We start from the raw sequence: 21,087 nt of genomic DNA on the forward strand, positions 1-21,087 counted from the left end.
AAGGAGAGTGCGTAATGGCTGATTTAAAGCGCAATATGATTGAACTTGTCAAAGACGTTAAACAAGGCGAACTAATAACTGAGAATTATTTAACCCCACTTTTTATCCCTATGAAGATGGTATACGAAGCAATTGACATGATGGAAGCAATTGAAGATTCAGCTGGATCTGCAAAGTCAGAAAAAGAAATAATTGATAAACTATCTATTTTTGTTGTTAATTTATACGACAAACAGTTTACAAAAGAAGAATTAAATAATGGATTACATGGTCCTGAAGCTACTCAAAAATTACAACAACAAGTATTGTTTGCTGCACGTGGTGTCCAGGACGATGATACAAAAAAGTACCTAGCGGGAAAGAACTGAGTGATGTCTATACGTTCAAACAGCAAAAAGAAGATATGGATAAGTTGATATTGAATTACATGAAAAACGGTAAAGACATCAATGAAATATTAAACATGCCATATTATTTCGTAGCTAAACTACTTAAGAATGAAAATAAACCGAAAGAAAACAAATCACTAATTGCAGCGTTTGGTGGCTAGGAAGGAGGGGAAACTTTGGCACAAAGAGTAGAAGGTTTGAGCATTGATTTAGACTTAAATACCACGAAACTTGACCGTGGATTAGCTGGTGCTAAAGACAGCTTAAAAAGTGTTAATTCAGAAATGAAATCCAATATGTCTGCATTTGATCGTGCTGATAAATCAATTGAAAAATACGAAGCTAGTTTGAAGGGCTTGAATAAGAAGTTAAAAGCCCAAGAACGTGTTACTTCTGAAGCGCGTAAAGAATATGACAAGATGGCTAAAGAGCATGGCGAGGGTTCTAAAGAAGCAGAAAAGGCAGCAAGAGAATATAACAAACAAGCAGCGGCATTAAACAACTTGGATAGATATGTGAACAACGCCACAGAAGAATTGGAACAAATGCGGAAGGAACAAAAACGTGCGAATTCCGGATGGGGTAAACTTTCCAGCGGTCTTGATACATTTTCCGGTGATCTTGATAAAGCCGGGGGCAAGATGACTGACTTTGGCCAAACAATGTCTGCGAGTGTCACAGCTCCAATTGTAGGTATGGGTGCTTTAGCTGTGGAATCTACTAGAGAATTTCGTGTAAACATGGCCCGTCTTGAAACAAACGCAAAACAAGCCGGTATCGGTATTGACGTGATGAGAGAATCAATGCGTGAATTGAAAGGAATTACTGGTGAGACAGACTCTAATGTTGAAGCACTTTCAAACCTTATGGCTACAGGTATGGATGATAACCAGATGCAAAAGGCCATTGATAGTTTATCTGGTGCAGTTATTAAGTTCCCGGATACAATGAAAATCGAAAGTATGGCAGACGGCCTACAGGAAACATTGGCAACAGGTAAAGCTATTGGACCATTCGCTGAATTATTAGAGCGTATGGGTGTCGACTTAGAAACATTTGATGAAGGTTTGGCTAAAGCAAAAGAAGAAGGAAGCGAGCTCAATTATGCGTTAAATACATTAAACGATTTAGACCTTTCAAAGGTTAACAAAGAATTCCGAGAAACCAATGAAGCGATAATTGAGGGTAGAAATGCACAATATGATTTTCAGGAATCATTTGCTGAACTTGGCGAAAAATTAGAACCAATTGCAGCTGAATTAACTAACCATGTAACAGAAATCATTGATGCATTTAATGAGTTAGAACCTGCTACTCAAGATAATATAATAAAATTCGCGGGACTTTCCGCAGCAGTTGGTCCTATTGGTATGGCTTTAGGCGGGACCACTACCGCAATGGCTAATCTGACAAAAGGTGCAAGCAAACTAACAGGTAAGTTAGGAAAACCTGGAGGGAAAGGGTTACTTGGAAGTATAACTGGTCTAAGCCGTGGCGGTGTTGTTGGTTTAGCTATCGGAGGCGTTGCTGCACTTGGAGCTGGTATTTATGCCTTAACCAGGGATAAAGAAGAACTGAATGAAGTGTCATTGGAAACAGCTGAAAAAATGCTTGATGAACATAAAGCAACAGGCAAAATGATTGATCAATTTGATAAGTTACGAAGTCAATCAAAGCTAACATCAGATGAGTTTGGTCGTTATATAGACTTACAATCTGAGTTAAAAGATGCTACTGACCCGAAAGTCATTGAATCCATTGAAAAAGAAATGAAAGGGTTACAAAAAGAATCAGGTCTTTCTAATAAAGAGTTAGGTACAATGGTTACACTTAATAGTGATTTAGTTGAAACATTGCCTGGTGCGACTGATAAAATAACAGATCAAGGTAATAAGGTAGCTGGGACAACAGGAGAATTAGAAAAGTACAACGAAGAAATAAGGAAAATGGGAACTCTCGAAATGGAAAAAGAGTTTTTCAAAGCAGTTGAAAATCAGGGGATTCTATTGCAAGACCAAGAAAACCAAATACAAAAAATCAACAGTTTAAAAAATGAAGGTAAACAAATCCAGAGTTTGTTAAATGACTATACTGGAAAAGAATTAGAGAAATTGGAAGAAAAGCTTAAAAAAGAAAATAAGAGTTTAGATATAAACAAAGATAATTATCACCTCTTCACCACAGAAGAGAAGAAACGCAAAAAAAGAAATGATGAAATATTAGAACTTATTAAAGATGGCGAGCAAGGATTAAATGACCAGCTCATTACAAATAAACAGCAAATAAACGAGCAAGAGACACAATTACAGAATACTAAGCAGCAAATAGCAGAATTCGATGTAGTTACAACAAGGCTCCAGGAGCACTATTTAAAAAATGCAGGAATTACAGAACAAAAAGCAAGACAAGCTGTTCAAGATGGTAATGCAATTGGTGCCATAAATACTAAAATCGGTAAACTGGAAGAAGAAAAACAGAAGTTAAAAGAGCAAACTCCGATTAATATGCGGAATACAGATGAATACAAAAATGCAGTTGGACAAATTGATAATCAAATTGGAAAATTAAATCTTGCTAAAGGAGACATTAACGAGCTTACAGGTTTAGCTAGTGACTACACTAAAGAGCTAGGTAGAGATGTAACCAAAAACGCTAATATCAATGTGAGCCCTAACCTCTCAGCTATCGACGCCGCGCTTGGAAAGACAGTATCGAAACGCGTGCGAATTACTGGTGTTGGTAACTCTTTACTATCACAAAGAATGTTCCCAGGATTTGCTGTAGGAACTGATTACCACAAAGGCGGTCCAGCAGTTGTTGGCGAAGAAGGACCCGAGCTCGTTAATCAAAGTGGTAAATGGTCATTGCAAAGTTTTGGTTTAATGCCTGATTTATCAACAGGGGCACAAGTATTCACACATGATGATTCTATGAAAATGTTAAAGGCTATAAACAGTCTACCTGGTTATGCTTCAGGAGTTGGAACAAGTGGTGAAGCTGATAAGATTGTGAATCGTTTGAATGGTCAGCAACAAAGTCGAGAACCTTCACCAATCCACATTGAACAAATGATTGTTCGTGATGATAACGACATTGAAAAAATAGCAACCGAACTATACGGTCTACAAGAAGAAGCAAAAAGGGAGGATGGTTATTCGTGAACGATATACTAACATTGGATGATAGTGATTTAAGTGAATTCGATTTGATGGTTTTAGCTGACCACGATAATCCTCTCCTTCCTGGTACACGAGATAATTTACTAGAAGTACCTGGTATGCACGGAGCGCATGATATGGGTTCCATAATGGGGACTAAACCTTTTAATATTCCGATGGGTATCAGACCTCAAAAAAGTTATGCAGATTTACGGTATAAGGCTGATCAGTTCACGAAGTTCATATTGGATCCATATGGACATCCTAGAGAAATAAAATTGATGTACAACTATAATCCTGATAGATACTACATGGTGAAGTATTCAGGGCAATTACCAATTCAACGATTAGTCAGTATGGGTAAATTCAATTTGCCATTACGAGCTGCTAATCCAATGGCGCAAAGTAAGGTGTTAACCCATGAAATTAATTGGGATAGCGAAAAGGTTACTATGGATGATAGTTATTTATTTGGAACAGTGGCTGTCGAAGATGTTCAAATCAAATCAAATCAAACAGTTCAAGCATGGGCAAATTGGTATGCAGTACGACCCACAATATTAATAACTGGATCAGGTAGTAACGTGACTTTCTCAGCTAATGGGAAGTCTTTTTCTTTGAAGAATTTTAGTAATGCAACCTTTGAAATAAAGGGTGATACGTATACAGTTACTAAAAATGGTGCTAATGGATTCAGTCAAAAAGTAGGTAAGCAATTTTTAGACCTATTACCAGGATTAAATGATGTACAGATAACTGGTGACAATATGGACTTTACTCTATCAATAAGGGTAAGAGACCAACACATGTAAAGGATGGTGGTGATCATGGCAATAGAAAAAATTAAAATTGGTAATGGGGAATCATTAAAAGTTATTGCACCAAAAATTAATATGATGTTTGATATGGTTAATAACTTCCAAACACAAATTGACAATATTGTTGTCGAGGGTTCGATTGACCCAGAAACAGCTCAAGCGAGGGTGGAATCTGATGGAACAGATCATCCCACTTTAAAAGACAGATTAGACACGCAGTTTGGTGAAGTTAGTTCGCAGTTGGCGGAAAATGAACGATTCACATCTATTAAGGCTAGTCGTAAAAGAAAACCCATCATGACTTTAATTGATGATGACGGAAGGAATACAGTATTGACAAAGCTTCAACCCATAGCAGAACAATATAACATTCCAATTGCTTGTGCAATTCCAGTTTCGAAAGTCGGAGCGGAACCAGGAACAATGACATTGAGTGAATTGAAAAGTTTAATACAATATGGATTTGAGTTTGTATCACACACATACACACACGTTGATTTATCGACTCTGACGGAATCCAAGATTGAGCAAGAATGCAACGATAGTCGAAATTGGTTGTTGAGTAATGGATTTAATGGCGATATTTTAGTATATCCTTACGGTGGGGTGAACGACCTTGTGAAAGATGTGGTTGCAAAGTATTTTAAACTAGGCATAAACACTGACCCTGGTGATTCTCCCGTTAATAATTCACCGCTTAACAGCATGGATGTTCAGCGTGTTTATATTGATCGTGGTGTTGCTAACGCACAAGCAAAAATTGATGAGATCGTAGCTAATGGCGGATGGATGGTACTAGGTATGCATTCCCATTATGCTGATTTTGACCCTTCCGAAGTGGAACAAGTTGTAAATTATGCCATTTCACAAGGCGTGGATATTGTAAACACAAACGAAGCGTTAAAATATTATGGGAATTACCTTGAGTCTGGAACAGGTAGTCAATTGTTGAGTGAAGGAATAACGATAGATGCCCAAGGGGAAGCGTACGGGGGCCGAATCGGGGTTGTTAGGTATGTTCCTGCTGATGGAAGGCTTAATAATAATACTCCTATTGGTGAGTATAAAAATAAGTGTATAAGTATTACCCATGTACTAACATCACATGCGTCTGGGTTTCCTGAAGGAACAGCAGGGATACTAGAAACTTACAGGATGGGTAATGATGACTTTAGTTTTCAGCGTTATTATGTATACAATACTAACAAAATATATAGAAGAAGATGGGATGAATCAACCGGAGGGTGGACGAGTTGGACAGACTTAACAGTACCGATAGTTACAAGGAAATTAATCACTTTATCAGTAGGTGTAGTCCCCGCACAAAGTTCGATTGATATAAATATTAGTTCGGGCTCTTTTCGTAAGGGATTTAATGTAATAGCCACGCCGCAAACAGATTTACCAAGCGGGATTGTATGGAATAGTTGGGTCTCATCTGAAGGATTGGGAAAACTACGTGTATCTAATCTGACTGGAGGATCAATTGATTGTGGAAGCGTAGATTGGCATTTTAGATCAATCGGAGAGTAAATAAAAACCCATTAATTGCTAATGGGTTTTTGTGATTATGATACATTTCTAGAAGCGGTATTGGAATTTGTCTGTGCGTTGCCGCGGACTCTATTACGAATCTTTTGTACATTTTTTTCGATGAATAAATTAATTATAATCGCTAGAATATGAGAAATGAGAAAACTTAACAAAAATATTGATAAACGTTTTTCTGTATCGCCATTTAGGAATATCCATGTTACAAAAGCCGCAACTGGCCAATGGCATAAGAATATTGAATACGATAAGTCGCCAAGAAAACTATCAGTTTTTCTTGCCCATGTCGGGAATATTGACTTATTAATATTTAATAGGCTTATGATAATTAAAACAGTGATAATTAACGAGAAATAAAAACCTTCTGTTCCTGGGTCATTCCAAACCAAAGTAGCTAATCCAGAGTGTAGGATATAAATTGTTAACAATGTGATCAGAACCGGAATAGAAGTAAATGTTAATTTGTCTTTGTAGTAATAAATCATAGCGCCAATGCTAAATGGCAGTGATGCAGCGTAAACAGGGAAATATCTATTTTGATAATCAAATCCTGCAAAGACCATAAATACTGTAAATGCGGTACTCAATATAAACCAAGTGGTAACAATTTTTTTACTTCTTGCCAAGATCAAAGCCATCATTATGTAAAAGGACAATTCAACGTGTAGTGACCAGGCTGGCGGAACTAATCTAGTTTGTGCGTCATTATTTAAACCTAATATAACTAGATTTTTAAACCATTCCGCAAAAGATTCAGGCATACTCATTGTAACGTTGAGCGTGTGTGCTATTGTTGGCGCTAGACTTACAACAAAAACCGAAAATAGTAATACGGCTAAATAAGGTGGGAAAATTCTTAAAGCTCGATTGGTTAAAAAGTTTTTAGTACCTTTTAAGGTAAAGCCATATGTTTTATTTAATGTTAGTGCCATTAGAAATCCACTTAGTATGTAGAAGCCAAATACTGCATAACCGCCTGATTTTGAGGGGAAAGGAGATAGATGCCCCCACACTACGAATATAGCTAAAAGATAACGAAAAGTACCAAACATTGAAATGTCTCCTTTGATGTTTTTCATACAGTTTAAACTATATGCAAAAATTGTCAATTGAATTCTAAATTTAATACTAATTATAATCAGTAATTGAACAATATTGCAACGTAGTGAATATTTAACTGTGGTATGATAGACCCAATGGAAAAATATGGGGGGGTTATCATGACAAGTTTGACAATAATAATACCGCATTATAATTCGACTGATACAGTATTGAAATTACTTGACTCTGTTCCCGTTAAAAAAGAAATACAAATCTTGATAATTGACGACCACAGCAACCAGGAAGAAAAACAAAAATTAATGAAATTTAAAGATAACAGCACACACAGAGATATTCAGTTTTTGGAGAATGATTCAGGCAAAAAAGGGGCTGGGTCATCAAGGAATGTCGGGTTAAAAAATGCCATTGGGGAATGGATACTTTTTGCGGATTCGGATGATTTTTTTGTTGATGGATTCTATGATTCTATCGAAAAATATTTTAATGCAAACGTTGATGTGGTGTTTTTTAAGCCGACAAGTATTGAATTAGAAACAGGGAATATTTCTAATCGACATACGCGGTTTGCAGAGATAATTGATGATTATTCTGAAACAAACTCGAGAAAATCTGAATTGATGTTAAGGTACAGGGTTGTTGTTCCTTGGTCAAAATTAATAAAGAAAAGCGTGATAGAAGAAAACGAAATACTATTTGAAAATGTGATTTCCTCAAACGATGTAATGTTTTCGGCAAATCTAGGACATCACATTAAAACGTTTGATATATCAAAGGACACAATATATTGTGTAACGAAAAGTTCAGGTAGTCTAACAACGTCCATGAACAGTGAAGTGTTTGACACTCGAATAGACGTTTTTGTTAGGTACTATAAATTTTTACAAGAACATTTAAGTAAAGAAGATTTTAATTCTCTGGATTTAAGCGGTCAAGGCATCGTTTTTCTTTCTACGAAGCACGGTTTCAAGAAGTTTTACAACGTAATTCGAGTCTTCAGGAAAAATAATATCAGAATTTTTCACAGAAATATGTTTAGTCCAGTAAAGTTTTTCAAAAGGGTTGCGCTTATTCAATCTCACCGAAAAAACACAAAGAGGCTTAATTAAAAAGACTAAGACAGACTCGGAACATATTGCGAACTAGTGAAAATAAAAGGATTTCCTTCCTTTATGTCGAACTAATGGATAAATGAGGAGGGGAGCATAATTGAAAACAGTTAAAAATGAATTATTATATCATATTAATTGCAAAAACGGATTAAACCCACACCCGTTATTAAATCACGGTGAGACAATTAATACCGGAGGTGAATTAAATCCATTTAGAAATAGTTATGAAAATAGCTATTTGTCTTATGATATGGGAGAAGAAACTGCGAGAACTTATTGGAGATTCACAAAAGAGTTTGTGTTTGAACAGACAAGGTTAGCAATGAATAGCGATTTACCTTCCAGATGGACTGGCCTTTGGGTAACTGATGAGGAACACTTGCCATATTGGGAGCATGCGACTAATTGTGATGAATATCAAATTGTGAAAATGGAATTAAACGGAAAGTTACTTGAGGCAGATGCTTACTGGATTGAATCTGAACCGGATGCTTTATCTGAAATAAGAAAAAGAGCAGCGTATTATTGGCAAGGGGCAATTTTTAGACCTGGTAAGATGGAATATTTATTTGAAGGAGAAGCTAAAGTAATAGAGATAGTTAAAAAAGTTAATAAAACGGTTCAAGACATCTCAAAATGAGGTGTCTTTTTTATATGAAATGAGGTGATCACTATAAAACCAACAGTAATTGTAAAAGACAGAAACATGGAACCGATAGGCCAGTTGGAAAAGGCCAAAGCGGGAACAAAGCGAAAAGTTAATAAACTGTGGAAATCAACTATTCTAATGCCTGGTGATGATCCAAAGAATAATTTGTGCGACCACTTTAATTTTATTGATATTACAAGTCCATCTGGAAGGTACAAAGGAATGTACCGTATCATGCCAGCCGAAACTCAGAAGGATATGAACACAGATACTATTCAGTATAAATGTGAACATGTTCTTGCTACTTTGATGGATCCTGTAATGGATGGTCATCATGTATTTACAGATATGACTATAAGAGAAGTTTTACAAGCAATACTAGATTTGCAATTTGAAGGTGAAAAACATTGGGAACTAGGAACAGTGGAGTTTGATACCTTCTTGAATTATTCATTTGAGGATGAAAACACGTTACTTGCTCCAATATTTGAAGTTCCGAAAAATTTGATCGAGCCTTATATGTTTGTTCCAGATACCACCGTTTATCCATTTAAATTACATCTACTAAAAGCCAGTAATGAAGTTGTTGCCGACAAACGTTGGGGCAGGGATATGGGTAGCTTCAGGAAGGTTACAGACCCAACTAATATGACTAATTGGTTGATTCCTAAGGGTGATGGGGAAGGCGTTAATAAGCTAACCATTGAGGATGTAAACGGTGGCAAGAATTATTTAAAGGACCAAGAGTCGATTGATAACTGGGGGATTAAATCAAGCATTTGGAGAGACCAACGATTTGAAGATAAGATAACTTTGAAAGCAAGAGGGCAAGCTATACTCAATCAAAATAAAGACCCTAAATTATCTATCCGTAGCAAGATGTATGATCTATCGATTAAAGAAGAATACAAACACACTGAAGCTATATTGAATGGTGTAACAAGTATTATTGTTGAAGAACAAGGCGATAAAGAATATCTTGCTCGTATACTTGAAGAAGATATACCTGACCTTGCTAAGGAGTGGGATGTTAATTATCAAATAGGCAATCGAACAGATAACGCTGCAAGTGCTTATGCTGATTTAAAAAGGCGACTAGATGTAAATGATTCATATGGTGTTGGGGCGACTAATATAATGGCATTTAGTTATCAAGATAATGCAGATTCTAAGATACCAGCTAAGATAACATTTTATGTTGACGATGATGTTATACATGTCAATACCTGTGAATTGACATTCAGAACTACAAACTTTAGAACATATAGCGAAGCAACAGGTGGTGGCGGGTCCGTTGTAAAAAGCACAAGTTCCGGAGGCGGAACAACTGCAACAAGTTCTAGTGGAGGCGGAACAACGGCAACATCAAGTTCTGGTGGCGGCACGTCAAAAAGTACCGCAAGTGGAGGCGGAACTACTCAGTCGTCATCAATGTTCCTGTTAGGTGATGACGCTTTTACACTTGGTCCGACAGTTGCCGATTATGATTCGCATTGGCACAGATTGCCTGCTAACCGATTCGATCATAATCATTCTGTAACAGTACCTTCTCATAGTCATTCATTTAGTACACCTAATCATAGTCACAGTGTTGATATTCCTAATCATACGCATGGTGTTACGATTCCTAATCACACGCATGATATTACATTACCTAACCATACGCATGATGTATTACACAAAATAATTGAACTACCTGAGTTGCCAAATTCTGTTACAATCAAAGTGGATGGAAATGAAATATTATTCAATGAAATCGAAGGAGATAGAATTGATATAGTAGATTATATGAGTAAAAATACAGATGGAAAAATTAAAAGAGGCAGACACGAGGTAACAATATTACCAAATGAACGAGCAAGAATTGAAGCAGATTTAATACTACGCATATTTATTAGATCACATTTAGGAGTGAATTTATAATGAATGAGAAAATTAAAGTGTTGGTTGTAACGTTAAAAGGCGATGTTAAGTATCAAATAGGGATGGATAAAAAAGTATCGGATGTCCTTAAAGAAATCCAAAATTGCAAGGATGAATTTTACCCTATTATTGATAATTGTGCTGTTCGAAAAAGTGAGATTATTTCTGTTGAATCAGTAGAATATGATCCAAATAAGGAGGGGAATCAATGAAGTTATATGTAACGACACATAGCGGGGAATCGCAGGGTGAAATTGAGGTAGATTCTTACGATCCAGTAGAGTTGAACAATCAAATAAATGATAATCAGTTGCAAAGCATCGTAATTGGAAATAAGATTTTTTCCAGAATTGATATAAGAAACATAGAACCTTTAGAATAATTTGAAACCTTTTTTGAATAATCACGTACTACTGTGTATAATAATGGTAAATAAGGAGCGCGGTTATTTTGAAAAAAGTTTTAGTCGGTATCGCAACAGTAGGCGTTGTTAGTATAGGTGGTATTTTTGCGGTATCTGGAATGGATAAAGAAAAGGAGCCCGAAACATCAGCGGCGGCATCAAATGAAACTGGCGAATCAAATGTAGTCGAAGAACCAATAGATGAAGAAAAAGAGGAAGTGGTTGAAATTCCAACAGAAAGAACGGTAGATACTGGACCTAATCCTCCGTGGAAACATTTTAAGAGTGAAAAAATAGAAGAACTGCATGAAAATGGAGAAACGGTTTATTTATATAGTGACGCAATCGAAATCGAAGAACATGCGATCGACATCATTAACACGGAAGTTCCAGAGGGCGCACCGGCTACAAAAGGTGATATAGCTAAATCGACAGCAAGGCATTTAGATTTATTCATTGTGGAGGTAAGTGATTATGTAGATAATCAAGCATACTTTGACAAACTAGGCGAAGTTAGTCAAGCGTTGAAAAACGAACAGTACGACAGCGTACCAACATTAATTGAAGAAGCAAAAACACTTAGAGAATCCTAAACGGGTTCTTTTTTTATGCAGAAAAGCGAGAGGGATATAGCCCCTCTCTACCACTCATACGGGGTGTATGGGTGGTTACTAAATATATTCGTGAAACAACACTTTTATTAGGGGGCTAAAAATTATGAAGGAGATGTTAAAAGTATGGGTGGTTTTAGTTTGGAACATTTAGAAGCAGCTCGAATGTATTTATTTGGTGATGTGAAGTTTTTACACTTACTCCTATTATTAATGGCATTAGATATTTTAACAGGAGTATCCAAGGCGATTAAGAATAAAAAGTTATGGAGTCGAAAGAGCCTTTTCGGGTATGCAAGGAAGTTGTTGATTTTAGTGGTAATTATATTAGCCAACGTGGTTGATCAGATACTCGGATTGAAAGGAGCAGTAACATATGCTACCGTTCTTTTTTATATCGCGAATGAAGGTTTATCCATAATTGAGAACCTAGCAGATGTGGGTGTACTAGTTCCATCTAATTTAGCAGACAAGCTTAAAAACATCGATAATTCGGGCAGAGGAATTGTAGAAGAAGTGAAAGATGAATTTTCCGAAAAAGGGGATAAATGATATGACCTTTATTTTTGAATCACTACCGCAGCTGATTGATAAACGCGAAGGACTACCTGAAAATGGTGAGTATGTCGATTACGGTGTCAGCTCTAAAACTATTCGAGCATGGCACCATTCATTAACCAGAAAGCACTTAGGTGGTTCAGATGCAGAAGGTTTTGCTTCTTACCATGTGAATAATCTTGGGTGGCCAGGAATCGGTTATCATTTTGTTATTGAGCCAAAAAACGTTATTAATGGACGGGCCCGTATAGTATGGTGTCACGACCCAGGTAAACGTTCATACCATGTCGGGGATAGTAATACAAAGTCACTAGGCATTTGTGTTGCAGGAGATTACCGTTATGATGACCTGGACGATGCAACTAAAGCATCCATTGATGAACTTCACCAGGCGCTAGTCGATGATGGAATTGGTAACACAGATAAAGCTCATAACGAGCTACCGGGATATGGTTGGAAGCCGTGTTGCGTGTTTGATTATAATAAAGCTGTTCACTTTCTTGATGGTAAACAACCTGAAGTACTACCAGGCACATATACTATCCAAGAAGGCGACACTTTCTGGGGAATCGCGAATGGTCTCAAGGAGGTGAGTGCAGATGATTTAATCAAGGCTAATCCTGATGTAGATCCTAAACGTTTGCAAGTTGGTCAGAAAATTAGTTTAGGTGCTGCTAAAAAGCCGAATCCCGAAGAACCAAAACAATCAAGTAAACTTCCTAACACTGTATATCGTGCTAACAAACCATACCCGCATGGTAGTGGTGTAAGAGCAGTACAAGAAGCACTAGCAAGCATCTATTTCTATCCAGAAAAAGGCGCTAAGAATAACGGTGTCGATGGTTACTACGGTCCTAATACAGCTGATGCCGTTAGGCGTTTTCAATCTATGTATGGGTTAAAACAAGATGGAGTATACGGACCGAATACTCGCGCTAAATTGTTAGAAGTAATGTAAGAATTAAGTAAGAAAATAATAAGAAGACTATTTATTTGTTAGGTGGTAGGCAGACCACTTCCAACACCGGTTCGGAAAAGCCAGTTGGATAAATTAAGGTCAAAAGAAAAAGACCCCTTCACAAATGAAGAGGCAATACGGAAGTTGAGGGGGAAAATCAACGCCCACTTCCGTGAGTTATTATTACAGTTTAAGTAATAATATACAAAAACCCCATCGATTAAGATGAGGCTAGGTCGGTGAAAATATGAAGAGAGGTATGTGCCATCTTTGACCTATAAATTTTATACTTACCAAGTATAGTTAAATTATACAAGTAACCCTCTACCTTAATTGGTGGAGGGTTATTTTTGTATTCACTTCTTAATCCTATATTTTTGAAATCTTTCCTCGACAAAACCTATTTGTATTAAATTGTTTATATTTTCTCTTACTTGTCCATCATTTGTTACTTCTTCAATTTCTATTGTTTGGGGATAATTCTTATTAAGTTCAACCAGGATACTGACTTCGATTAGATTAAGATTATTTTCCTGGGCAACTTCTAATATGTTTTTCATATTATCGATCATCCTCTCTTGTTGGATTATATTGACTACAGAAAATTTTACCAAAGATTAGGGTGGAATAAAAAGCCATAGTACTAGATTATAGCTGAAACTAACAATTTAAGTATGACCTCATCTATTATAATGGGGTTATGTCCCTCTTAGCGGCCCCATTACATCCTGAATTTGCTCGATATGTTTGACACCAAACTCCTGTTTAACCTTCTTAATTATATCCAGCGTTAGTCCTCTATTACCTGTTTCAATCTTTGCCACTAGTGACCGGCTTACTTCAATTTTGGCTGCCATTTCGTATTGTGATAATCGGTTTAATTTTCGTATATTCTTAAATAAATGACGATCCATAACTCCCACCTTTTGTGATAATTTTTCTTACTCTGCAAAAAGCCGTCGATTTTGGTGCTTTGATAATTTATATTCTTATTATTATATAATAAAACCCAAGTGTCTAACCCTTTGTAGTATAAATATCCAAAAAAGGGTAGAAATTTTTTTATGATTCACTAACAATTTATTTGATTAAAATAAATAAGCCATAGCATTAAACTATGGCTTAACGGTTTTAGGAGCAACAACTTATATTGGGGTATAGTTGTTACCCCTCTGATTATTACACTTTACATACCAATGTATCAATAATTTTCCATCATCACTTTTTCTACCTTTGACTGTATTTGGTATCGGTCGAACCCTAGGTATTTGTACAAACAATCTTAACCCCTTCAACATAATATAAGGTAAGGCTATTTTGAAAGGAGGAATCATAAATGAGTGACTTTTTTGGTGGTTTTGATAAAAAGAGGGATAACAATTTTGAGTTAATCGTTGTTCTTTTTATATTGTTAATTATTATAGGTGCTTCTTTTGTGAAAAAAGACTTTTATTAAAAACCTTACACTTGAGAAAAAGATTGAATTGAGATAGGGAAGACTGCCACCCCTCTTCCCTCCCCCTCTTATACCAATGTACGGATCCATATACTGCTGTTTTAATTATGTTAAACGCAAAGCCATATCTTACGAAATTCTCTTTCACCCTAGTTTCGCCCAATAAGTGATATCTAGGGTTTTTATAGTAATGGAGTCTTTAAAATACGCCAATATGGTTTCCTAGAGTATTTGCGCCACCCATCACCTGGACATTATTGTCACCTCCAAGTTTCTTTTCTTTTTCCATTGCTTCTCCCCTCCTCATAACCACTATCGTTTGCGGAGGGTGTTATGTGGCATTCAAATTGAAAATAATTTAATTTATTTTTGATATTCTTTTTTTATGATACAATACGAGCAAATGTTCTTTTATGGAGGTTATTTCATGATGAATATGCTTCGACGTTCCATTCGAACTAAACAAAGACTCGAAATGATCTACCTTGATAATGATGACCAGGTATCACAATGAATTATTAAAGTGATAAAAATAAATGACAATATAGTTCTGGCCTATTGCTATACCCGGGAGAAAGTCAGAACATTTAAACTGGACAATATCTTGTCTGTAGAACAATCCGTAAACGAATGGGGGCATAATGATGAGTGAAGCTAATGATCGTGGAACGAAGAAATGGACTGCAATGATGATGCCGGAATATGAGCAGATGCTTAAAACAAATGTGGTCCGAAGATGAATATAAGGAAAAGCCATTATTATCTGAGTATAAGAAGGCGGAAATAGTCAAACGTCTATTGGAAAAATAGAAATAATACCAAGTTCTACCCCAAAAGGTGCAACACTATCTAACGTTGAAGCCTTAAATAAAGCCTTAAAGCAAAATAAGTTTGGAAAAGAAATTTTATCTGTTCATTCAATCTCAGATTAGCTCTTTTTTATTGAAGTAAAGGGCAGAATAATTGAAAATTAAAATAAAAAAGAAGTTCATAAAAGGAATTTTTATGATTGGACATATTATTACAGTTATTAATTTAATGCTATTGCTTTTTAACAAGTATCTTACTAAATAACAAACTAAAAGGGCAATTATCCATAACACTCTGGTTGCTGTAAGTGCATAACATATTAAAGAAATCGAATCTAAATATGGAGGGTTGGACAAATGGGTAATAATAGAGAATTTAATAATATTTCTAAAAAGAGTATAGATATGCTTATTAACTCAACATTTAAGCGACATGGAGTAAGTCTAGATAAACCCCAAAAGATTACTCTAAAGGAAAAGCAGGAATTAAAAAACTTAGTCAAAGAATTACAAAAGGGTGTAACCTCTTTAACAAAAACAACGAAAAAATGAATTTTTCTTAAAGAAAAAGAATGGATGCTAAGTAACGGCATTTTCCATTCTTTTTTTCTTCGAAATGGATAAAAGCACATATCCTAATGGAATGGTCTTTAGCCTTTCCATCTCTTTGACTTTTCACATACAGTGTAGTGTAAACTTAGTATTATTAAGGAGGAAGAAAATGGAGGAAAGTAAAGTTTGGGAAGGGGAAAAACCTACGGTAAGTAGTAGACAGGTAAGTAGATGGAATGCACTTGACCCAACAAGTGTTCATCCTTTAGATAACGAAACACAGGATGCTGGTCAAATAATAAAATCCATCCAACAGTCGTTTGAATCTATTGTAATTAAAGATTCAGCTGATGTTGAAGTAACAAGCACTGATACCCAAGCGGCTATCAACCTGCAAGTTGCCCTCCAAGCAACAATTTCATTAGTAATTAGCTTATCAATTGCTGATAGTGATAAGGCTGAGAGAGTAACACAGGATTTACTATCTAGATTAACATCCAATCAAGTAAACAGACAACAAACGTATATTGAAAATTCTCGTGGAGTTAAAGTTACTACAACAGATACAGATGTAGCAGTAAATGCGCAAGTGTTATTACAGGTTTTGATTGCTTTAGTTGCTAAAATAAATATCCTGTAATATGAATGAATGTGAGCCGACCTATTAGTTGATAGGTCGGCAATGTATATTAAGTGTGGCTTATTAAATCCTTTTACTTTTAATCTATACATTTTTAGTTGATAATTTCTTTAACTATTGGGTGCTTTAATTTAACAACAGATATTAGAAAGAAAAATGGCTTGGAGAAATATCCAAGCCATTTTTACTGTAAATTTACTGGTGAAAGTTTAGTGATTATAGGTGAGCTTTAACTTGCGAATCACTATTTCGCATCTCACAAGTGATCAGTTACCTTTTGGTTAGAGTTATTTTTAGTTCTGTAGATTAATTTTTTAGTGTTTGTATATGGTGCGTTGGTTGTGATTGCTTAAATTTAACATTTATTGAAACTTTTCAGATAATATAACAGTATTAGTGTATTAGAAGGGGTGTATTTAGTTGGGTAAAATTAAATCTTTATTTAAAACAAAATGGTTCTGGGGAATATCAATAACAGTTCTAGTTTTATTCATTTCTATGTTTGGAATTCATAACGTAGGTTATTCAAAAGGTCAGGATTCATTAACAGCAGAAATAAACGAAGAGGCATTGAATTATGAACAAATACAGGAAAAGGTTGGTGAAGCGGAACAAATATTGGCTGATTTTAATAATGAAATTGAAACAGCAGAATCTGACTTAAAGACCATTGAAGATAAGGTCGCAAAAAATCAGGATAAATTTGACGAATTGCAAAAACTAGCAAGTAATCGAGATGAATTACAAAATGAGGTAAGTGTAGCAGAATCAGAATTGACCGGGTTACAATCAGATATAAAAGTTACAGAAAATAAATTGGCTAAATTGGAAGGTGATTTAGTTGCAGCAAAAGAAAAGCCAATTGAAGTTGGGGCTGGTCAATTTGTTTTTGGGGAAGACATTAAGCCAGGGCGATATAAAGTAACGCCAATTGGAAGAGGGAGCAACTTTTCTGTTTGGGATGCAGACGGAGGGTTAGTCCTCTCTACAATACTCGGAGACGGTGGAGTTCCTAGTTATGTCTTCGTAGGGTCATCTGGATATAAAGTGAAAAATGCTGTTCCTGTCAAATTAACACCGGTTGAATAGGGGAAAAGAAGAGGTATTAAGCCTCTTCTTTATTTTTTTGTTTCCATTATTGCTTGTGATACAATTGGTTTAAAATCGTTTAGATTGGCATAAGTAATATACTGGTAATAGACAGAAATGCTTTTAAACCCTGTATGTAAAGGGTTTATAGTTAACATATAGTTAACGCTATTATTATGGTGAAAATAATGAAAAATGGTGATATAATGACAAATTCTTTAGAACGGTTACAAAAGGTTATCGCACAAAGTGGAGTCACATCAAGGAGAAAAGCGGAGAGATTGATTGTTGATGGTAAAGTAAAGGTTAATAGTAAAGTCGTCAATGAACTAGGAACTAAAGTGACTCCCAGTGATGATATTGAAGTTAACGGAGTACTTTTGGAAAAAGAGGAACCTGTATATTATATGCTCTATAAACCTAGAGGGGTTATTTCGAGCATAAGTGATGACAAAGGAAGAAAAGTTGTAACAGATTATTTGGGAGAAGTTTCTGAGCGGATCTATCCGATTGGACGACTCGACTATGATTCTTCTGGTATATTATTGTTAACAAATGATGGTGACTTCGCTAACCTGCTAATGCATCCGAAACATGGTGTAGATAAAGTATATGTTGCAAAAATTAAAGGTATTCCAAGTAAAAGTGAGCTTAATAATTTAAAAAAAGGTGTTAAAGTTGATAATGATCTACTAAAAGTTATTGGATATAACATACTAGAAGTAGATAGACAAAAAACAACCATGATATTGGAGCTGACACTGCATGAAGGTAAAAATAGGCATATCAGACGAATGATGGAGGGGATAGGATATCCTGTATCCAAGTTGAAGCGGGAGAAGTATGGTCTTCTGACTTTACATGGAATGCAGCCTGGAAATTATCGGCCATTAACCCCTCATGAAATTAAAAAAATGCGGCATTTAGCAGAAAACTAAAGAAAAGTGCCTGTTTAATGTTGTAAAAATCTGTACCTGCAATCCACCAGGTGGCGAGAGGGTTAGTATTAAGTGCAATTAATTGTCGAATAATAGTCAAATTTGCCACTATGTTCTCATGATACAATGACGTGGGGAGTGAATAGACATGAGCACCGAAAAGATAAAGGCGAATAAAAAGCGCAAGAAACAAAACAGGCTGATTTTTAGAACAGTTGTGTTAGCGGTCTTACTTGTCGCCGTTGTATATGCTTTAGTTTCTAATTTTAACAAAGAAAAGACAAATGTTGAACCAGGTAATGAGGCACCAGATTTTAAGCTTCAGCAAATAAATGACAACAACGAGCTTGAAACAGTACAATTAAGTGAGTTAGAAGGTAAGGGTGTCATGCTAAACTTTTGGGGAACATGGTGTGAACCATGCAAAGCAGAAATGCCTTATATGGAAAAGTTATACCCAGAATATAAGGACAAGGGGATTGAAATAGTCGCTGTCAGTCTGGATGCTACTGAAATTGTTGTGGATCGTTTTGTTGATCGATATGACTTAACATTCCCTATACCGCATGACACAAAAAGTGAGGTAATGAATCTTTATAGCGTTGGTCCAATACCGAGTACTTTTTTTATAAATCCAGAAGGGGAAATTGTTGAGGTAGTTGAAGGTGCGTTAACTTTAGATAAACTTGAAGGCCATTTAAAAGAAATTCAACCTAAATAAAGAATGCAGCTATTGTGAGGGATATGAATGAAAAACATTAAGTGTGAGTGTGGGCACGTTAATCCAGAGGGGACGGTCCTTTGTGAGGCTTGTGGTAAACCTATAGAAGGTAACCAGCATATTGATGGAAATGATAAAAAGAAATTATTAAATATGCGATATGATGGTAGTGCACGCAGGTCGCAAACATATAACAAGTCAATTGTTGACAAAATATGGAATTTCTTTTCTTCTGTGAAGATTGGTGTATGGCTAATTGTTCTAGCTCTCATTGCCTCAGCAATGGGAACTATATACCCACAGGAAATGTACATACCGGCGGATGCTGTATCAAGGGATCCCTCTATATTTTATGAAGATCGATATGGAATAACTGGCCAAATCTATTATCAGTTGGGGTTCCATAATTTGTATGGATCTTGGTGGTATATGTTGCTGATTGCTTTAATTGGTATTTCTTTGGTGATTTGCAGTATTGACAGGTTTGTCCCTTTATATAAAGCATTAAAAATACAAAAGGCTAGACGTCATGCTTCATTTCTAAGTAGACAGCGTTTATATAGTGAAACAGAACAAGTTACCTCAGAAGAAAAGAATAAAATCGTCTCAGGTCTAAAGAAACAACGATATAAAGTTACTGATGAAAATGGGCATATTTTAGCAGAAAAAGGGCGTTTTTCCCGTTGGGGTCCTTATGTAAATCACATTGGCCTAATTATTGTTTTAATTGCCGCATTATTGCGCTTCACTCCGTTTATGTACCTCGACGATTATGTTTGGGTAAGGGAAGGTGAACAAACCGTTATTCCAGGAACGAAAGGTGAATATTACATAAAAAATAAAGACTTTATCCTGGAAACATATGATGAAAACGATGAGCGCTTTCAAAAGGCTATAAAAAAAGAAGGCATGGTTCCTAAAAACTTTCAAACCAATGTAATTGTTTATAAGGAATCTGGAGAAACAATACCAGGGGAAGACCCTGAACTTGAAAAAGTTGCAGAAGATGATATTCGTATGAATCATCCTCTGAAATTTGATGGGTATACGCTTTACCAAGCCGGATACCAATTAAACGAGTTTACAAGCATGACCTTTAAAGTTCATGAGACAGATGATTCAGAAGAAACATCTCTCGGTAATTTCAAAATTGATTTAACATCACCTAAGCCCGAGTATAAACTGGATAGTGGTTTTAGAGTTGTTGTTGATCAATATTATCCAGATTACTATTTGGATGATGGAGAGCCGAAATCGAAAACAGATTATCCAAGAAATCCAGCGTATGTATTTTCTGTACATCCCCCTGATGGCAGCGAACCTGAAATGAGTTTTGTAGGAATTGGAAAGAATGTTGATGCAACTGGAGAGAATGATTATAAACTGGGAATTCAGGATTTTAAAATGCGTGATGTGAGCGGAATAACTGTCAGACGTGATTATACACTCCCATTATTTATTGCTGGGGCATTGATCTTTATGTTTGGCGTGATACAAGGAATGTATTGGCAGCACCGCAGAATCTGGATACACCCTACAGGGGAAGGGATTCTAATGGCGGCTCACACCAACAAGAATTGGTTTGGTGTGAAGAAGGATATTGAGAAAATAATTGAGGATACAGATATAAAAATGGTTGACGATCAACAGGAATTAGATGATAAATAACGTTATATGAATCAAGGAGGATATA

Annotated in this window: 23 protein-coding genes; 20 read left to right on the top strand and 3 right to left on the bottom strand. The window is 35.9% G+C overall.

Annotated elements, in window-relative coordinates; translation table 11 throughout:
• The first annotated feature begins 14 nt into the window (after window positions 1-14).
• From gpG to BMY13_RS08820, 5 genes are read left to right on the top strand one after another with little or no spacing between them, the layout of a single operon-like run.
• Window positions 15-368: a phage tail assembly chaperone G gene (gene gpG / locus BMY13_RS08805; protein WP_092503991.1), complete on the top strand. Its 354-nt coding sequence runs from the start codon at window positions 15-17 to the stop codon at window positions 366-368.
• Between the two features lie 59 nt (window positions 369-427).
• On the top strand, window positions 428-550 hold the full coding sequence (gene gpGT, locus BMY13_RS19910) for a phage tail assembly chaperone GT (RefSeq protein ID WP_425445148.1): 123 nt from the start codon (window positions 428-430) through the stop codon (window positions 548-550).
• Between the two features lie 15 nt (window positions 551-565).
• Complete coding sequence (locus BMY13_RS08810) at window positions 566-3,550, top strand: phage tail tape measure protein (protein WP_092503994.1); 2,985 nt, start codon at window positions 566-568, stop codon at window positions 3,548-3,550.
• A complete protein-coding gene (locus tag BMY13_RS08815; protein WP_092503997.1) occupies window positions 3,547-4,359 on the top strand; it encodes a phage tail domain-containing protein in 813 nt (270 codons plus the stop codon). Before BMY13_RS08810 ends, BMY13_RS08815 begins: the two co-directional genes overlap by 4 nt.
• Before the next feature lie 15 nt (window positions 4,360-4,374).
• Window positions 4,375-5,898: a polysaccharide deacetylase family protein gene (locus BMY13_RS08820; protein ID WP_175476752.1), complete on the top strand. Its 1,524-nt coding sequence runs from the start codon at window positions 4,375-4,377 to the stop codon at window positions 5,896-5,898.
• A 35-nt stretch (window positions 5,899-5,933) separates the two neighbouring features.
• Here the strand turns inward: BMY13_RS08820 and BMY13_RS08825 are convergent, their stop codons facing one another.
• Window positions 5,934-6,968, bottom strand: coding sequence for an acyltransferase family protein (locus BMY13_RS08825; protein WP_175476753.1), 1,035 nt, complete (start codon window positions 6,966-6,968; stop codon window positions 5,934-5,936).
• 168 nt (window positions 6,969-7,136) lie between these two features.
• Between BMY13_RS08825 and BMY13_RS08830 the strand changes: the two genes are divergently transcribed.
• The 8 genes from BMY13_RS08830 (at window position 7,137) to BMY13_RS19915 (ending at window position 13,189) form a co-directional block, all read left to right on the top strand.
• On the top strand, window positions 7,137-8,084 hold the full coding sequence (locus BMY13_RS08830) for a glycosyltransferase family A protein (protein ID WP_175476754.1): 948 nt from the start codon (window positions 7,137-7,139) through the stop codon (window positions 8,082-8,084).
• Window positions 8,085-8,184: 100 nt separating this feature from the next.
• Complete coding sequence (locus tag BMY13_RS08835; RefSeq protein ID WP_092504002.1) at window positions 8,185-8,727, top strand: DUF2441 domain-containing protein; 543 nt, start codon at window positions 8,185-8,187, stop codon at window positions 8,725-8,727.
• 66 nt (window positions 8,728-8,793) lie between these two features.
• On the top strand, window positions 8,794-10,659 hold the full coding sequence (locus BMY13_RS08840; RefSeq protein WP_175476755.1) for a phage tail spike protein: 1,866 nt from the start codon (window positions 8,794-8,796) through the stop codon (window positions 10,657-10,659).
• Window positions 10,659-10,871: a hypothetical protein gene (locus BMY13_RS08845; protein WP_092504006.1), complete on the top strand. Its 213-nt coding sequence runs from the start codon at window positions 10,659-10,661 to the stop codon at window positions 10,869-10,871. Before BMY13_RS08840 ends, BMY13_RS08845 begins: the two co-directional genes overlap by 1 nt.
• Complete coding sequence (locus BMY13_RS19470) at window positions 10,868-11,041, top strand: hypothetical protein (protein ID WP_175476756.1); 174 nt, start codon at window positions 10,868-10,870, stop codon at window positions 11,039-11,041. Before BMY13_RS08845 ends, BMY13_RS19470 begins: the two co-directional genes overlap by 4 nt.
• A gap of 68 nt (window positions 11,042-11,109) precedes the next feature.
• Window positions 11,110-11,655, top strand: a complete 546-nt coding sequence (locus BMY13_RS08850) for a hypothetical protein (RefSeq protein ID WP_092504008.1) — start codon at window positions 11,110-11,112, stop codon at window positions 11,653-11,655.
• A 144-nt stretch (window positions 11,656-11,799) separates the two neighbouring features.
• Window positions 11,800-12,225: a phage holin family protein gene (locus BMY13_RS08855; protein WP_092504010.1), complete on the top strand. Its 426-nt coding sequence runs from the start codon at window positions 11,800-11,802 to the stop codon at window positions 12,223-12,225.
• A 1-nt stretch (window position 12,226) separates the two neighbouring features.
• Complete coding sequence (locus tag BMY13_RS19915; protein ID WP_175476757.1) at window positions 12,227-13,189, top strand: peptidoglycan-binding protein; 963 nt, start codon at window positions 12,227-12,229, stop codon at window positions 13,187-13,189.
• A 356-nt stretch (window positions 13,190-13,545) separates the two neighbouring features.
• Here the strand turns inward: BMY13_RS19915 and BMY13_RS08865 are convergent, their stop codons facing one another.
• Together BMY13_RS08865 and BMY13_RS08870 are read right to left on the bottom strand one after the other, a co-directional pair.
• Window positions 13,546-13,749 (bottom strand): hypothetical protein, encoded by a 204-nt coding sequence (locus BMY13_RS08865; protein WP_092504014.1) that lies wholly within the window; start codon window positions 13,747-13,749, stop codon window positions 13,546-13,548.
• Between the two features lie 138 nt (window positions 13,750-13,887).
• On the bottom strand, window positions 13,888-14,103 hold the full coding sequence (locus tag BMY13_RS08870; protein ID WP_092504016.1) for a helix-turn-helix domain-containing protein: 216 nt from the start codon (window positions 14,101-14,103) through the stop codon (window positions 13,888-13,890).
• A gap of 422 nt (window positions 14,104-14,525) precedes the next feature.
• Between BMY13_RS08870 and BMY13_RS08875 the strand changes: the two genes are divergently transcribed.
• The 7 genes from BMY13_RS08875 to resB all read left to right on the top strand — a co-directional run bounded on the left by BMY13_RS08875 (window position 14,526) and on the right by resB (window position 21,062).
• Window positions 14,526-14,645 (top strand): YjcZ family sporulation protein, encoded by a 120-nt coding sequence (locus BMY13_RS08875; RefSeq protein WP_092504018.1) that lies wholly within the window; start codon window positions 14,526-14,528, stop codon window positions 14,643-14,645.
• A gap of 1,166 nt (window positions 14,646-15,811) precedes the next feature.
• The gene (locus BMY13_RS08880; protein ID WP_092504020.1) at window positions 15,812-16,006 is read left to right on the top strand and encodes a hypothetical protein; all 195 of its coding nucleotides are present in this window, start codon (window positions 15,812-15,814) and stop codon (window positions 16,004-16,006) included.
• 169 nt (window positions 16,007-16,175) lie between these two features.
• Entirely contained in the window at window positions 16,176-16,646 is a 471-nt protein-coding gene (locus BMY13_RS08885; RefSeq protein WP_092504022.1) for a spore coat protein, read from the top strand.
• Window positions 16,647-17,066: 420 nt separating this feature from the next.
• Entirely contained in the window at window positions 17,067-17,735 is a 669-nt protein-coding gene (locus BMY13_RS08890; RefSeq protein ID WP_092504024.1) for a coiled-coil domain-containing protein, read from the top strand.
• 206 nt (window positions 17,736-17,941) lie between these two features.
• Window positions 17,942-18,673, top strand: coding sequence for a pseudouridine synthase (locus BMY13_RS08895; RefSeq protein ID WP_092504207.1), 732 nt, complete (start codon window positions 17,942-17,944; stop codon window positions 18,671-18,673).
• Between the two features lie 148 nt (window positions 18,674-18,821).
• Window positions 18,822-19,394 (top strand): thiol-disulfide oxidoreductase ResA, encoded by a 573-nt coding sequence (resA, locus tag BMY13_RS08900; protein WP_092492668.1) that lies wholly within the window; start codon window positions 18,822-18,824, stop codon window positions 19,392-19,394.
• Between the two features lie 27 nt (window positions 19,395-19,421).
• On the top strand, window positions 19,422-21,062 hold the full coding sequence (gene resB, locus BMY13_RS08905; RefSeq protein ID WP_092504026.1) for a cytochrome c biogenesis protein ResB: 1,641 nt from the start codon (window positions 19,422-19,424) through the stop codon (window positions 21,060-21,062).
• The last annotated feature ends 25 nt before the right edge of the window (window positions 21,063-21,087 follow it).

Source organism: Virgibacillus subterraneus, assembly GCF_900110695.1.
Classification (GTDB): Bacteria; Bacillota; Bacilli; order Bacillales; family Amphibacillaceae; genus Lentibacillus; species Lentibacillus subterraneus.